The 13,582-nt window shown below is 57.7% G+C and carries 12 protein-coding genes and 5 pseudogenes; 10 read left to right on the top strand and 7 right to left on the bottom strand.

What is annotated here, in order from left to right; genetic code table 11:
* Positions 1–62: 62 nt before the first annotated feature.
* The 8 genes from ACOJB8_RS32555 to ACOJB8_RS32520 all read left to right on the top strand — a co-directional run bounded on the left by ACOJB8_RS32555 (position 63) and on the right by ACOJB8_RS32520 (position 5,936).
* The gene (locus ACOJB8_RS32555; protein ID WP_475016227.1) at positions 63–323 is read left to right on the top strand and encodes a hypothetical protein; all 261 of its coding nucleotides are present in this window, start codon (positions 63–65) and stop codon (positions 321–323) included.
* A gap of 29 nt (positions 324–352) precedes the next feature.
* A complete protein-coding gene (locus ACOJB8_RS32550; protein WP_475016225.1) occupies positions 353–892 on the top strand; it encodes an ATP-grasp domain-containing protein in 540 nt (179 codons plus the stop codon).
* Positions 893–1,389: 497 nt separating this feature from the next.
* The gene (locus tag ACOJB8_RS32545) at positions 1,390–2,895 is read left to right on the top strand and encodes a ferritin family protein (protein ID WP_069268306.1); all 1,506 of its coding nucleotides are present in this window, start codon (positions 1,390–1,392) and stop codon (positions 2,893–2,895) included.
* Positions 2,896–2,919: 24 nt separating this feature from the next.
* On the top strand, positions 2,920–3,180 hold the full coding sequence (locus ACOJB8_RS32540) for a toluene-4-monooxygenase system B family protein (protein ID WP_342925261.1): 261 nt from the start codon (positions 2,920–2,922) through the stop codon (positions 3,178–3,180).
* A 7-nt stretch (positions 3,181–3,187) separates the two neighbouring features.
* A complete protein-coding gene (locus tag ACOJB8_RS32535) occupies positions 3,188–3,523 on the top strand; it encodes a monooxygenase system ferredoxin subunit (RefSeq protein ID WP_475016222.1) in 336 nt (111 codons plus the stop codon).
* Between the two features lie 19 nt (positions 3,524–3,542).
* Positions 3,543–3,857, top strand: coding sequence for an MmoB/DmpM family protein (locus ACOJB8_RS32530; protein WP_342925259.1), 315 nt, complete (start codon positions 3,543–3,545; stop codon positions 3,855–3,857).
* A gap of 12 nt (positions 3,858–3,869) precedes the next feature.
* Positions 3,870–4,856, top strand: a complete 987-nt coding sequence (locus ACOJB8_RS32525; protein ID WP_475016221.1) for an aromatic/alkene monooxygenase hydroxylase subunit beta — start codon at positions 3,870–3,872, stop codon at positions 4,854–4,856.
* Between the two features lie 399 nt (positions 4,857–5,255).
* The gene (locus ACOJB8_RS32520) at positions 5,256–5,936 is read left to right on the top strand and encodes an ATP-dependent Clp protease proteolytic subunit (RefSeq protein WP_342925257.1); all 681 of its coding nucleotides are present in this window, start codon (positions 5,256–5,258) and stop codon (positions 5,934–5,936) included.
* Positions 5,937–6,152: 216 nt separating this feature from the next.
* Here the strand turns inward: ACOJB8_RS32520 and ACOJB8_RS32515 are convergent.
* The 7 genes and pseudogenes from ACOJB8_RS32515 to ACOJB8_RS32485 form a co-directional block, all read right to left on the bottom strand.
* Positions 6,153–6,774, bottom strand: a pseudogene (locus tag ACOJB8_RS32515) (transposase); the annotation flags it as partial.
* A 42-nt stretch (positions 6,775–6,816) separates the two neighbouring features.
* A pseudogene (locus ACOJB8_RS32510) lies at positions 6,817–6,945 on the bottom strand (IS110 family transposase); the annotation flags it as partial.
* A gap of 44 nt (positions 6,946–6,989) precedes the next feature.
* Positions 6,990–8,064: pseudogene (locus tag ACOJB8_RS32505) on the bottom strand (amidohydrolase family protein).
* Positions 8,065–8,124: 60 nt separating this feature from the next.
* Positions 8,125–8,598, bottom strand: a pseudogene (locus tag ACOJB8_RS32500) (MFS transporter); the annotation flags it as partial.
* Between the two features lie 77 nt (positions 8,599–8,675).
* Positions 8,676–9,614 (bottom strand): annotated as a pseudogene (locus ACOJB8_RS32495) (CoA transferase); the annotation flags it as partial.
* Positions 9,615–10,263: 649 nt separating this feature from the next.
* A complete protein-coding gene (nifW, locus tag ACOJB8_RS32490; protein WP_069268345.1) occupies positions 10,264–10,602 on the bottom strand; it encodes a nitrogenase stabilizing/protective protein NifW in 339 nt (112 codons plus the stop codon).
* A 533-nt stretch (positions 10,603–11,135) separates the two neighbouring features.
* Complete coding sequence (locus ACOJB8_RS32485) at positions 11,136–11,636, bottom strand: Lrp/AsnC family transcriptional regulator (RefSeq protein WP_475016271.1); 501 nt, start codon at positions 11,634–11,636, stop codon at positions 11,136–11,138.
* Between the two features lie 501 nt (positions 11,637–12,137).
* Here ACOJB8_RS32485 and ACOJB8_RS32480 point away from each other — a divergent pair.
* Both ACOJB8_RS32480 and ACOJB8_RS32475 read left to right on the top strand, forming a co-directional pair.
* Entirely contained in the window at positions 12,138–12,515 is a 378-nt protein-coding gene (locus ACOJB8_RS32480) for a HesB/IscA family protein (protein WP_083245583.1), read from the top strand.
* 208 nt (positions 12,516–12,723) lie between these two features.
* Positions 12,724–13,035 carry an ATP-binding protein gene (locus tag ACOJB8_RS32475; protein ID WP_475016269.1) on the top strand — a complete coding sequence of 104 codons (312 nt, stop codon included), beginning with the start codon at positions 12,724–12,726 and terminating at the stop codon, positions 13,033–13,035.
* Positions 13,036–13,582 lie beyond the last annotated feature (547 nt).

Here is a 13,582-nt window from a genome sequence, read left to right as displayed (position 1 = left end):
TCTAGCGCCCGAAGCGGCCGCGCTCACAACGCGACAAATACCGTTGCCGTCGGCGACTTAGCATGTCCAGGCTCGCCGTCCCGCGTTTCGCGTCGATCGCGAAGCGTGGCGACTTCGCCCGCGCGGCGGCGCACGTCGGATTTCCTGCCATAGTGAAGGCGGTCGATGGTTGCGGCAGCCTACTGGTGCGCCGCGTCGATTCCCTCGCGCAGTTGCACGCGATAATCCGCAGCGTCGCGAATCGATCTGTGCCGGACATGGGCCGCGAAGTCGGTCAAGCGATGATGCTTGAAAGTATCTCGACGGCCCCGAGTACAGCGTAGAAGGCTACGTCGGTCCACTCGGTCCGCGCGTGCTTGCCGTTACCGAAAAGATCCTCGGGCCCGAGCCGTACTTCGTCGAGATGGGACATGTGGTCGACGCTACGCTCGACGAGCGCGACCCAGCTCGGCTGAGCGCGTATGTCGAAACGGTGGCGAGACAGATCGGCTTGACGCTGGGCGTGTTTCATGCGGAAGTGCGCATGACGCGCGACGGTCCCACGCTGATCGAAATCACCGTGCGGCTCGGTGGCGACCGGATCTATCGGCTCGTTGAGCTAGCGAAGTCAATCTCGATTACTGTCAACGCTACGCGCAGACCAGTACTGCCGATGTTCTTATTGGATACACGGCTGCCTGTAGTCGCTGAACGCCTCCCCATGTCAGAGCTCCGCATTGCAGCTCAGAAACCACATGAGGCCCGGCACAATAGCTACCAGTATTCGTCTTCTCGAACATTCCAGTGCTTGCACTCCACGCTGGCTCGCCTGTTGCCCACCGCCTACAAGGCAACACCGTCACCGAAAGACCCTTCTTCCCCGGAATCAGTTGACCGCGACAGTTCGCTTTAACGTTGTCCGAGTTTTTGTCGAAGAAGTGCCACATTGCGCGTTATCTATATAACAATCCAGACATTCCCGCCTAGTGCATTCAGGTCGCGGCAGACGCGCTAACTCATTCGGAATCAAGGATCGGGGGCTTGGGTCTGTGGTTATGCCGGCAGACAGAACAATCCCTCGACGAGAAGGACCGGGGACGCACTCTCAGTTAATGCCGAGTGGATTCGGTCCTGCGAAAAAAGACCGGGTACCGGCCTTGTGTCACGCGGCAGCTTTCGCGCTTGCCCGCGTTGCTGGTTTTCTAACTCCTCGCCCGTGGAAACTAGCGCATTCGGATCGCCCCCCCGGCAACGGGCGCGTATATCTTCGATCTCCCTTTCCCGGGACTTCTTCCTCGCCGATGCAATCAGGTCGGCACATTGGCACCGATTTTGCTCTGAGGTAACCCGCCCGGCGGATGCAATAGTGCTCCGGCAAACCAAATCGCGACTTACGAAGGAGACTTGACCATGGCGTTATTGGAACGCGTCGACTGGTACGACATCGCCCGCGCCAACAATTGGACCCCGTCCTACGTGTCGGATTCGGATCTCTTTCCCGACATCATGTCTGGCGCACAAGGTATTCCGATGGTCCAATGGGAGAGCTACGACGAGCCGTACAAGACGTCGTATCCCGAGTACGTCCGTATCCAGCGCGAAAAAGACGCTGGTGCCTATGCTGTGAAGGCAGCCCTGAATTGCTGCCGCAGCTTCGAGGATACCGATCCAGGCTGGCTTTCCATCCTTAAGGCCCATTACGGCGCCATTGCACTCGGCGAGTATGCGGCAATGAGCGCCGAAGCACGCATGGTTCGCTTCGGCCGTGCACCAGGGATGCGCAACATGGCCACCTTCGGCATGCTCGACGAAAACCGTCACGGGCAGTTGCAGCTCTACTTCCCTCATGACTACTGTGCAAAAGACAGGCAGTTTGACTGGGCTCACAAGGCCTGTCACACGAACCAGTGGGGTGCAATTGCCGCCCGCAACACATTTGACGACCTTTTTATGTCCCGCAGCGCGATCGAGATCGCGGTTATGCTCACCTTCGCGCTCGAAACGGGCTTCACCAATGTACAGTTCCTCGGTCTGGCAGCCGACGCAGTCAACGTCGGCGATTTCACTTTCGCAAGCCTGATCTCCAGCATTCAAACGGACGAATCGCGACATGCGCAAATCGGCGGCCCGGCGCTGCACATTCTGATTGCAAACGGCCGTAAGACGGAGGCCCAGAAGCTCGTGGATGTCGCAATCGCACGGACATGGCGCCTGTTCTGTCTGCTCACGGGATCGTCGATGGACTACGCCACGCCGATCGAGCACCGCAACCAGTCGTTCAAGGAATTCGCGCGCGAGTGGATCGTCAGTCAGTTTGAGCGGACACTCATCGATCTCGGCCTCGATTTGCCCTGGTACTGGGACCAGTTGATCAATGAATTCGATTACCAGCACCACGCCTATCAGCTAGGCATCTGGTTTTGGCGTCCCACGGTTTGGTGGGACCCCGCAGCTGGCGTGACGCCCGAATGCCGCGACTGGCTGGAAGAAAAATATCCCGGCTGGAACAACTCGTTCGGCAAGGTATGGGACGTCATTATCGAAAACCTGCTCCTCGGCCGCCGGGAACTTACGATGCCCGAAACGCTGCCTGTCCTCTGCAACATGAGCCAGTTGCCCATTTGCGCCATTCCGGGCGATGGCTGGAACGTGAAGGACTACCCTCTAGACCATAACGGCCGCAGGTATCACTTCAATTCGGAAATCGACCGCTGGGTCTTCCAGCAGGACCCGGTTCGTTACCGCGATCACCTCACGCTCGTCGATCGCCTCCTCGCCGGTCATATCCAGCCACCCGACCTGTTGGGCGCGTTGAACTACATGGGGCTCGCGCCGGGCGAAATGGGCGACGACGCGCACCAGTATGCATGGGTCGAATCGTACCGAGGACCCGTGACAACAAAACAAGCCGCCTGAGGCTGCCACGCAAACGAGGACGACATGGCACTCTTCCATGTGATCTCAAATTTTCAATACGACTTCGTATTGCAGCTGTTGCCGGTGGATACCGGCAATACGATGGATGAAGTTGCGGCCGCCGCCGCGTTCCATTCCGTGGGCCGACGCGTCATCCCACGGCCTGACAAGGTTGTGCGCGTGCGGCGCCAGGGCGCCGGGCAGTTCTACGCGCGCGACGCAAAGCTCGGCGAGACGGATATCAAGCCGATGGAAACGCTCGAATTCATCTTTTGCGACGAATGAGGTCGAAATGAAGTACCAGAAAGTCTGCACGCTCGACGACCTTTGGGCAGGCGAGATGATCGAAGCGGAGGTGGATGGCCGCGTGATTGTGGTGGTGAACTCAGAAGGCGGCGAGCCGCACGCCTTTCGGGGCGCTTGTCCGCATCAGGCGATTCCGCTCGGGGAAGGAAAGTTCGACGGCCGCGTGCTGATGTGCCGCGCGCATCAATGGACCTTCGACGTGAATACCGGCAAAGGAATCAATCCTGGCGACTCCCGGCTTTGCGAATACCCCGCAAAGATCGAGGGCGAAGACGTTCTCGTTGCGGTGGGCAGCGTTGAAACCCTCTTTGCCCATTCCTGAACGTCACAGAGAACCGATCATGACCATCGAAACCACCGCCTTGGCTTACCGCAACAACCGCGTGGGCCCCGTGCTTCGTGCGGGCAGCATTACGGCGGGCGTCATCGAAGCCGCGCACGAAGACAACCCCGGCAAGACGATCCGCGTGGACGACAAATTCGCGTATGTGCGCATCGATACGGATGGCGAACTGATCCTCCGCCGCTCCACGCTTGAGGAAACGCTTGGCCGACCGTTCATGATGTGCGAGCTGGAAGTCAGCCTCAGCTCGTTTTCAGGCCGCATCGAAACAACCGAATGCTACGTGCGGTTTTACTACGAGAAAACGCTTTAACCGGAGACGAGCATGACTGAGCCCGAAGTCCTCAAGCCGCTGAAAACATGGAGCCATCTAGCCGCGCGGCGGCGCAAGCCAAGCGAGTATGAGATCGTCTCGACGAACTTGCACTATACCACCGACAACCCCGACGCCCCCTTCGAACTGGACCCTAACTTCGAAATGGCGCAATGGTTCAAGCGCAACCGCAACGCCTCGCCGCTGCGACATCCCGACTGGAACGCATTTCGTGATCCAGACCAGATCGTCTATCGCACGTACAACCTGCTGCAGGATGGTCAGGAAACTTACGTATATGGTCTCCTCGACCAGTTCTCCACGCGCGGTCACGACGCCCAACTCGCCCGGCCATGGGCGGCCTCGCTCGCACGCGTCTATACCCCCGCTCGCTTCCTGTTTCATGCGCTGCAGATGGGCTCAGCGTATCTGGTCCAGATGGCCCCCGCTTCCACGATCTCCAACTGTGCCGCATACCAGACCGCTGACTCTCTGCGCTGGCTCACGCACACCGCGTATCGCACCAAAGAACTGTCCCTGACTTTTGCGGACCTCGGCTTCGGCAGCGATGAGCGGCGCCGCTGGGAACTCGACCCGCCTTGGCAGGGCTGGCGAAAACTAGTTGAAGAAGCACTCACCGCGTGGGACTGGGCTGAATGCTTCGTCGCGCTAAATCTCGTGGTACGCCCGGCAGTGGAAGAGACCGTATTGCGCGGCCTCGGCGTCACGGCGCGCCAAAACGGCGATATCCTACTCGGCCTTCTTACCGATGCGCAGCTCATTGATACCGAGCGGCATCGGCGTTGGGCCAGGGAGCTCGTTCGCATGGCCATCGAACAGGAAGGCAATCACGCCGTGCTGCGTGCGTGGGTGCACAAATGGGAGCCGCTTGCCATTGACGCCATAACAGCATGGTGCGCCGTCTTGCCGGACGCACGCGGAGCTAGCGCACGCGCGAAGGTAGCCACGCGCGAATTCCGGCGTTCGATCCGACTGTGAGTCAATAGGCCTTGAATGAAGGAAGTGTCGTCGGAAGCCCGCCCGCTCCGACAATTTGGGGAACGTCAAACGTAACAACACCTAGAGCGGAGCTTTAGATCATGAGGACAATCCTTGCAGCTTCGGCGATTGTATGCACCCATCTGCACGATTACCTAAGCCAAGACCATCGGCAGCGGGCTCACGGAGGCGGGCACGCTTCGAGCAAATGTATCGGTGTCGTGGCTTGGTGATCCCGGCTAGCCCTTGCTCCGAATGAATGATGTTGCGGCGTGAGCCCGAGCCAAGCGGCGAGTTTCCCTGGGCGTGTCGATGTCTATCGTTTGTAGGATCCGTCCGTCTGCTCCGACATAAGCGACGGGCTAATTAATCAGTATTTCCTTTCCAAATAGGAAAAATATGAGAGTTCTTTGTGAAATTCTTATTCGTGGCACGTTACTGCTATCTTTTCTTTATGGGGTGCCGGCCCATGCTTGCCTCTCAAAAGTTATCCCGGAAGCGGATCGAAGATACGACGTATTGAATAGCAAAATATTCTATACAGGGCCCGTTACAATTCAAAAGGCGAATGACTTGATAGCGGCGCTGGACGAGTTGAACGCGAAGTACCCGAAGCTAAAATCGATCTATCTATACATCGACAGCGGTGGTGGAGATACGGACGCGGGGTATATTACTTACCGCGCCATCCAGAGTTCGAGGGTTCCGGTAATAACAGTTAATTTAGCCACGGTGATGTCGGCTGCTACGATGATGTTTTGCGGCGCTCAGGATCGCCTCTCCTTTCCTGGGGGACGCTTTATTCTGCACCCGCCAAGCATAGACCTGAGCAACAGGTTTCAGCCGGATCAGCTCAATGTTGCCACGGAAAATTTGGATACCGTCAAGCAAATGCTTTCAGATATCTACAGAAGTTGCACCAACCTGAACGGCAAGGAAATAAATTCAATGATTTACAGTGAAAATAACAGAAAGGTTCTCAGTCCAGATGAGGCTTCTGCAAATGGAATGGTGACTGGCATAGCTCATGAGATTATTGATGCACCGGTGTCCTACTATGTAACGGATCGCGCAAAGTAAGCTTTCTGGGATGGACTGGCTTCCGGTCGCTTTGTCATTAAACAAATCGAACTTGCGCCGGCATTCATGTGACCGAATGCCGGCTCGATCGCACCGCAATCTTGTGGCCCCAATGAATAAATGCGCGCCGGCAAGCTGTTTGCGATAAAGTGAGGCACGTAGGACGCGTCGCTTGAGAGCGAAATGCTGATGGACCGGACTGAAACAATCGCCACCATCACGGAACGCGGTTTCCAGTCGTTCGCATTGCGCTAGGCGATCCTCGATCGTGTTGCGGTGTTCATTGAACGCCAGCCGCTGTCGAACTTGCGCGCGCTCAAGCGGCGTCGGTGTGTCGGCCCCCAATCCGCACGTCCAATGTAGTTCACACCATGCTGGAGCAGGAACGATTTCAGCCCGCATCGCAGCTGTTTAAGGTCTTCTCGCGCCGATGACCAAGCACTGGCCAGATCGCGACACGCTTCATCTTCCACCGCATGGCACATGCACCGCGGACAGATCGCCCGCTCGCAGCGAACGCACCAGCTTGATGGCGTCACGCCGGTCGGTCTTGACGGGCTCGCCGGGTTTGCGCGGGATGAGCGATGGTGCACATACAACATGTCGAGGCCTTCTGCATCAGTCGCCGGCAAAGGCCATAGCCGCGTGGAACTGCTTCGTAGACGATGCGGATGCGCGTCGCTTTGAACTGCAGTCGTTTGCATAAGCGATCATCTTCCATCTGTGACGTGCCGATCTCGCCGAGCAGTTCCACATCGCTCATACCGACCGCATAGGCAACCATGATCGAATCCTTATGAACGTCGCGCCCTACATACAACGTGCTATCGTCTTGCATGCTAGCTTCCGTGCCGGAAACAGTACCTGTTTGGCACCAGTCCCCCGTCCAGGCAGCACACTCGCGCCCGCCGCGAAATGCCTTCTTGACATTCCTGTCTTCCTTTTTCCACTCGCGCATACGTCGCTCGATCCGGGCGATTTGCTCATCAAATCCGCTCAATCCGTTCCACTACTAGCGCAGCGTGTCCGTCCACGCGGCAGGCATCCGCCGCGCTACGTAAGGCAGTAGACCTTGCTCACCGTTCCCTGGAACAGTGCTTCGCGCTCATCGGCGCCAGCTTGCGCAGTCAATTTCCTGAAAGCGTTCCAACCGTTTCTGAATGGGTGGCATCCCTTATCGACAGGGAAATTGCTCTCGCACATGCAGCGCTCCGCACCGAACGCTTCGATACACGCATGCATCCAAGGCTTCCACGCGTGCGCCAGCTCATCCGATGACGGCGGACGTTCGCCCTTTTCAAACGCGAAGCCATTCATACGCATGCCGAGGCCACCAAGCTTCACATAAACATTCGGCAACCCGGCGAGCATGCGCATCGAACGGGACCAGGCATCGAACACTTCCACGCGCTGATTCGCATAGCACGCGATGCGGACGACACCGCCGCAATGGTTGATGATGAAAGGCGTATCCGGAAAGGCCTTTGCCATGTCGAACAGCTCCGGCAATTGCGGAAAGAATAGCCATGCGTCGTACGACAGGCCCAGCGGAGCCAGTTGTGCAACGCCCGCCCGATAGTCGGGGTCAAGCAGCAGCCCTCGCGGCGGCGCCGAAAAGGGATTGGCGAGTGTCTGGTCCGCGTCCCATGTAACGAGATGTCGAATGCCACAGAACCGGCCATCGCCGGCGTGCAGTTCCGCTTCGAGAACATCGCGCACCGCCGCGCCCCGTCGAAGATCCGCGTAGCCGATCATACCTTTCGCTACCTGTGGCTTGCCGCCTTGCAACGCCGCGGTGACGCCAGCCACGTATTCGATTTCGCCGACCGGGCGCAACGACTCCGGACCCGAGGCGCGATACCGTGTCAGCGCCTGCATGAACACGGAGGCGGTGATGTTATGACCCGTGCGCGCGTCCTCGAGGTACTCGTCGAGAAGGTAGGTCCAGCCCGGTCGTTCGTAAAAGTGATGATGCGCGTCGATGATCGGCATATCGGGTTCGAGCGCCCCTTCGCCACCGGAGGCGAGCCAGTCGGCACTAACGGGGCAGCTAGTTGTTGGTTATACTCACGGAATGCGTTTCCTCTTTTTCAAATGCAAGACGCGCGCTGATAGCGGGCAACAACATCGATGTTGCGAGAGCGCCGAGGACCTGAGGGCGTCGGAACGAGGGACGTGGCTCCATTCTTAATCTCCGCGACCGAAGGCGTAGAGGGAAAAGGTCAGCAAGGTCGTGATACCCAGCACGATCGAAAGACCAGAAGCCGGCCTCGCCGATGCCCAGCAGCAGCCGGATCGCGTAAAAGCTCTTTGGGCCCACGGCCAGCGCTGTTGCCGCTGCGAAGAAGCCCCACGTGATCACGATTCGCGCGAGCCAGCGCGGCCCACCGAAGCGGTACAACGCCAGGTTGCTCGGAACCTCGAACACGCAGTACCCGGCGAACATGATGCCCGCGCCCCACCCGAACTGTGTGGCGGTCAAACCAAGATCGCGATTCATCGTCAACGCCGCGAAACCGACGCTCGTGCGATCCAGGTCGTTGAAGAAGTACGCAAGCGCGATCAGCGGAATGAAACGCCACGCCGCCTTCCTGACCGCGGACTGCACATGAGCGGACGCGAACGCGCTGCCCGTTGCGATGTTTGATGAGATGGATGTCATGTCGTTTCTCCGCGCGGCGGCCTCTCCTGCTTCCGCGGCTCGATGATTCCATGTGTCTTTCGTGTTACGTGGCTGCTTCAGGCGCTGGCGAGTTCGTTCGCCGAAGGCTTCGACGCATCGCCAGGCTGCCTGTACGCACACTTGAGGACACCGAACTCGGTCAATTGCCTCACATCCTCCGGCCTGTATTCGAGACCCATCAGAAGCGCTCGCGTGTCCTGACCCAGTGAGGGCGGTCCCGCGCGCAGTTGCAAGCGCTCGCCGCCGAGCGTCAAGGGCCGCAGCGGCGTCCTCGTCTCGATGGGCCGCCCTGCGCCACTGGCATCGGACGGCAAAGCCACCTCGGCGAGCCCGAAAGCGTCGCAGAACAGTGCCCATTGGGTATCGGAGACCACCACCAAAAAATCTGCTCGCCGTTCTTGACCGAAAACACGTCGTAGACAGCCCACGCGAAAATGCGGTTCGGCATCGGCGCCGCGGCCTGGCCCGTCACGGCAAACTGCATCATGTGCTGGGCTACGAGGAACACATTGTTCTCGAACAACGCGCTGGGCACTTCCTGACCGCGGCCCGTGCCTTCGCGTTGAGCCAGCGCCGCCATTGCGCCGAACATACCGCCCATGATGTCGTTGACGCTCGTCCCGGCGCTTAGCCGTCTGCCCTCGGGCCCCGTCATGTAAGCGAGTCCGCCCATCATTTGCACGACTTCGTCGAGCGCGGTGCGATGATCGTACGGGCCGGGCAGAAACCCCTTGTGCGACGCATAGACGAGACGTGGATTGACCCTGGAAAGCGCGACATACCCGAGGCCTAGCTTGTCCACTCTTGAAGTTTTCGCTGAACACCGCAGCCCCGGCAAGCAGCTTGTGGACGATTTCCACGCCACGCGGGTCTTTCACATCGACCGCAATGCTTTTCCTGTTCCCGTTGAACGTGCCGAAGAAGCCCACTCCGGAGCCGCACAAGGCACGTTCGCTGGCACCGATCCCTGCCCCCCGCGAAATCAATACTTCCCCAACCGGTCGGATAATCCCAGCCTAGGCCGACGCGGTACCCGTGACCCAGAAAGCCGTGGTTACCTTTGACTACATCGTGAAACGCCGGCGGATTAGCGGCCGCAGTCTTATATATCGATGCGCCGGGGAAACCGAATGTATTGTCACTGGCTGACAGCAAGCGAGCGAAGAGCCCGACGAATCTCGGTGAGGCCAAGCTTGTTCCGCCAAACGGCGAGGCATTGCCGTGCCGTAGATAAGCGCCCCAGTTTCCGCCTTTGCATCAAAGGGAATGTCGGGCACGCCGCGCCCAGATGGACCCGCAGAGGACCTTAGCGCAGATTGCCACGGCGGCATTGGTCCGTAGGGGCGAGTGCCGCCCCCTGTCGCCCACAGGACTCCTTCTTCCACCCATCGTTCCAGACGCATAAGCTCCGCTATGAGTTGTGTAAAGCGCTGTTCCGCCAACAGAAATGACGTGCGGGGACGAAGACGGCAATGAAAGCATCGAAACCGCTCCTGTCCGCTCGTCAGCCGGACTTGAGGCTGCTGATGGACCACTCCCGGCAGATGTTCAAAAGACAAGTCAACCGAAGTTCACAACGTGCATCAAGCGATGAGTCGCATCGTGACGACTCAGACAAGCACCAATATGACTCGCTCACCAACTTCAATTGTTAGCCCGAGCCGGCAGGGATTCACGCAGGCTATCAAGAGAGATATGACGCTCTCCGTCGGCTTCCTGAAGAACTCTGAACACCTTTTGCTCAGCGGGCGTGGAAATGACAAAGTCGTTGTACGCTTTCAGCAGGAGATTTCGATAAACCAAGAATAAGGTTGCGTCGTGATCCGCGGACAGGTCCTCCGACTGTCTGATGTACTGGAAGAAACGCCTTAGTATATGTAATCGACTTACGTCCACCACCTTGTCGTCATATGAGATGGCGAAGAATCGGAAGAAGTCCTCAGCCGACGAAAGCCGGTGCAGTTTATCGATCAGTACTTTCATGTTGTTACTCCGCATGACAAAGTTGGCCGCAAAGCCGTGCGTAGCGAGGCGGCGAGTTTTATATGCCATCGTTAAGCGCTTTCAAATTGACGAAAGGTATTAACTTGTCTGCGCCTTCTAACTTAGCGGCCGACGGCACGCAAGGTCCGTGCCTGTCCCACCTAAACCTGGAAGGTGTTGTGGCATGCATCGCCATTCCCGATCACCGTAACAGGGGGCCGGTCTCACGTTGCCTTTGTCTGAATCGTCGGGATTGTCTGGATTGTGACAGCGTGGCGCGTTGCGCGAAGCGCATCCAGTCCGCTTCGGTTGCCGGCGAAACTTTACTGAACATGAGTTGGGACGTTGCTGGCGCAACTCAGTCTGCTCGGGCCACTAAGAACGGACTTGGTCGCCGGATAGGTCAATAGTTTATCCGTCACGAGTTTGGTCTGCGAAAGCCAGCGGGGCGATTCGAAGCGTGTCGTTTGGTTACGACTAGAACCTGTCTGATGAGTGACACAGGTCAAGACTACCTTTCCAAGCGTTTGCGGTTACAGCGGTATCGCCTGCGTCGATAAGACTTCCTTTAACACCTTGAAGCTATGCAGTTCCCGTACTCCCGGCAGGTGCAACGCTTGTGCAGCATGCAACCGGTTGAAGCTTTCGTTGCCGCGTGCTCGAACGAGCAAGATATAGTCAAACCTCCCGCTCACTGCGTGGCACGCTACGCAGCCAGACACCTTCTGCGCCGCTTTCTCGAATGAGACAAACGCCTCGGGCGTCGAGCCGTCCAGCACGATCCCGATTACGGCGAACATGCCCGCGCCTAGAGCCTTCGCGTCGAGCAGTGCGACGACTCTTCGTATCAGTCCCGTCTCCTTGAGTCGTTCCACACGCCGCAGGCACGCAGGAGCACTGCGTTTCACTTTCGCTGCAAGGCTGACAATCGATAGCGAGGCGTCTTGCTGCAAGTGTCTGAGGATCGCGCGGTCTACGGAATCCAAGACGGCTATGCCCTTCTGGGCGACGACTGGATGCTCTATCAATTTCATTTCACTCATCTCCCATCCGAAGAATTAGATGTCATCCGAAAAATGTATCGTTGTTTCATGCGTTATCCGTGCAACTCGCTCTCCCCGAGCGAGAGTCGCCTGCGCCAACCATTCTATTTCTGCTAACTTCGCGCCGTTGTTCCGCCTGCGTTTCCCGAGCGTGGCGCTAGTTTCTCTGTGTATAGGATAAACTTAGTTTAACGTCGAATGTAGACGTCCAAGATCGCAAACTTCAACTGGTTAAAGAGAACGTGTATCGACTCGCGATGAGTCGCAAGGCTCGCGCCGCGGATCTCGCTCACTTGTTTGCTATGGCGCAAGGAGATCTCCACCTTGCCGTTCCGCGCATTGCTTCACTCTTGCACACTCACCTCAGCAATCTAATTCCGTACCTGAGCGATAGTATTGCGAGCGATGTGGCGCAGTACTTGCTTTCCTTCCTCGTGCAGATTCACATTGTAGAGACGGATATAGTTCTCTATTAATTTTCCAGGAAAATCTATGATCTCCCAACGATCAAGCATATCGACAGAACCCGCGTGTGAATTTTTTACGTTCACGGCCCGAGCAGCAAAAGAAGCCGCCGAGCTTGTCGCGCAGAGCCACGAAGCGCCGCTTTATATTCGACTGCGTGCCGAATTTCATGCGGGAAGACAGCCGGAATATTTTATTGTCCTGGTTGACTCCGTAAGCGATTCCGACACGAAGGTGCTTACACAGGGCCTCACTGTGTTCGTGGACGAGACTAACCTACGTTATTTTATCGGCACGCAGATCGACTATGAGGAAGATACCCCGCTTCCGCGCTTCGTGATTGAAAGTCCGATCGCATCAACATCCTGCGGCCGAAGTGAATCATTTTCCTCATGTCCGCGCTAACATCGTAGCAGCCTGATATTTATCCCGCTTGCACGTGGTCTCGATGCAGAACAAGATGGTGAAGCGGCGACGCGCGGACCACCGAATGCAATGAGAGTCGTGCAAGCCTAGGTTGGTTTGCGCGCTGGTATCAACAGTACCAGAATGAACGCACTTACGGGTTCATTCAGTCACCTAACACCCGTTGCCCAGCCATATGTGAGTACCGCTGGGCAAGCAATCATGCTGGCATCAGCCTGCGGAGCACCAGTCGCAACTGCGCTGGATTGACGCCATACCGTGGTGCGCACACGCGTACCGGGTTCAATCTCGATGCCAAGCGCTGTCGGCAAGAGCCGCGGACTCGACAAGGGTCTCGTCGCTCGCCAGCTTTGATTGGATCCGCAATGCACAGAACCTGATCCTGACAGGGCCACTGGCGCCGGAAAAGACTGCTTGCCTGCGCCTTCGGCCAGCAGACTTGCCGACACGTGCCTTTCCGTGCTTTACGTGGGCTTCGCCCGGCTATTTGAGGTATTGAAGCGACAATCACGCCGGCACGCGGTACTCGATCATTACCAACCAATTTCCCCCAAGCACTGGCGCGCCCGGCTCAAATCGCCCACGCTTCCCGATACGAACTGAGCATCCATTGATGCTCCCAAGCTTGCAGCGAAGAGGCGATTCGATGTGCAAGAATGACGCGCCTAGTCCGATCTCGAACAGTCGCGGTAGAATTGAACTCTACGCCGCACTCCCCCTAGCATGGTCGACTTCACCAAAACGGCCGCTCAACTCGCCGGAAATAGGCAGCTGCACCTCAGTCCTGGACGACGGTTCGAAATCGCAACAAACTTCACGGCGATCAAATTGATCGGGATCGACGTGGCGAACGGGCGGAGCTTCCAGTTCTTCTCGCCCAGCTCAAGAACCATGTCCAGGCGGACACCTAGCGTCGTATTCGTCCACGGAGGGCTGTGTCAGACGCGTCCGTTTGCGTGCTCCTCGGAGAAGATGAGCGCGCGAATCCCGCTCTACACCAGTAGGGCTTACTTCCCCTGCCCTCTTTCATTGCATCAAGTCAATTC

The sequence above is a fragment of the Paraburkholderia sp. BR10141 genome, from assembly GCF_056155635.1.
The sequence above is the reverse complement of the archived record's forward strand: the minus strand, read 5'-3'. Positions and strand labels throughout refer to the sequence as shown.

Excerpts from the sequence above, each read along its gene's own strand:
- ACOJB8_RS32555 (WP_475016227.1), top strand. The coding sequence starts at position 63 with ATGTCCAGGCTCGCCGTCCCGCGTTTCGCGTCGATCGCGAAGCGTGGC.
- ACOJB8_RS32545 (WP_069268306.1), top strand. The coding sequence starts at position 1,390 with ATGGCGTTATTGGAACGCGTCGACTGGTACGACATCGCCCGCGCCAAC.
- ACOJB8_RS32540 (WP_342925261.1), top strand. The coding sequence starts at position 2,920 with ATGGCACTCTTCCATGTGATCTCAAATTTTCAATACGACTTCGTATTG.
- ACOJB8_RS32535 (WP_475016222.1), top strand. The coding sequence starts at position 3,188 with ATGAAGTACCAGAAAGTCTGCACGCTCGACGACCTTTGGGCAGGCGAG.
- ACOJB8_RS32530 (WP_342925259.1), top strand. The coding sequence starts at position 3,543 with ATGACCATCGAAACCACCGCCTTGGCTTACCGCAACAACCGCGTGGGC.
- ACOJB8_RS32525 (WP_475016221.1), top strand. The coding sequence starts at position 3,870 with ATGACTGAGCCCGAAGTCCTCAAGCCGCTGAAAACATGGAGCCATCTA.
- ACOJB8_RS32520 (WP_342925257.1), top strand. The coding sequence starts at position 5,256 with ATGAGAGTTCTTTGTGAAATTCTTATTCGTGGCACGTTACTGCTATCT.
- nifW (WP_069268345.1), bottom strand. The coding sequence starts at position 10,602 with ATGAAAGTACTGATCGATAAACTGCACCGGCTTTCGTCGGCTGAGGAC.
- ACOJB8_RS32485 (WP_475016271.1), bottom strand. The coding sequence starts at position 11,636 with ATGAAATTGATAGAGCATCCAGTCGTCGCCCAGAAGGGCATAGCCGTC.
- ACOJB8_RS32480 (WP_083245583.1), top strand. The coding sequence starts at position 12,138 with ATGATCTCCCAACGATCAAGCATATCGACAGAACCCGCGTGTGAATTT.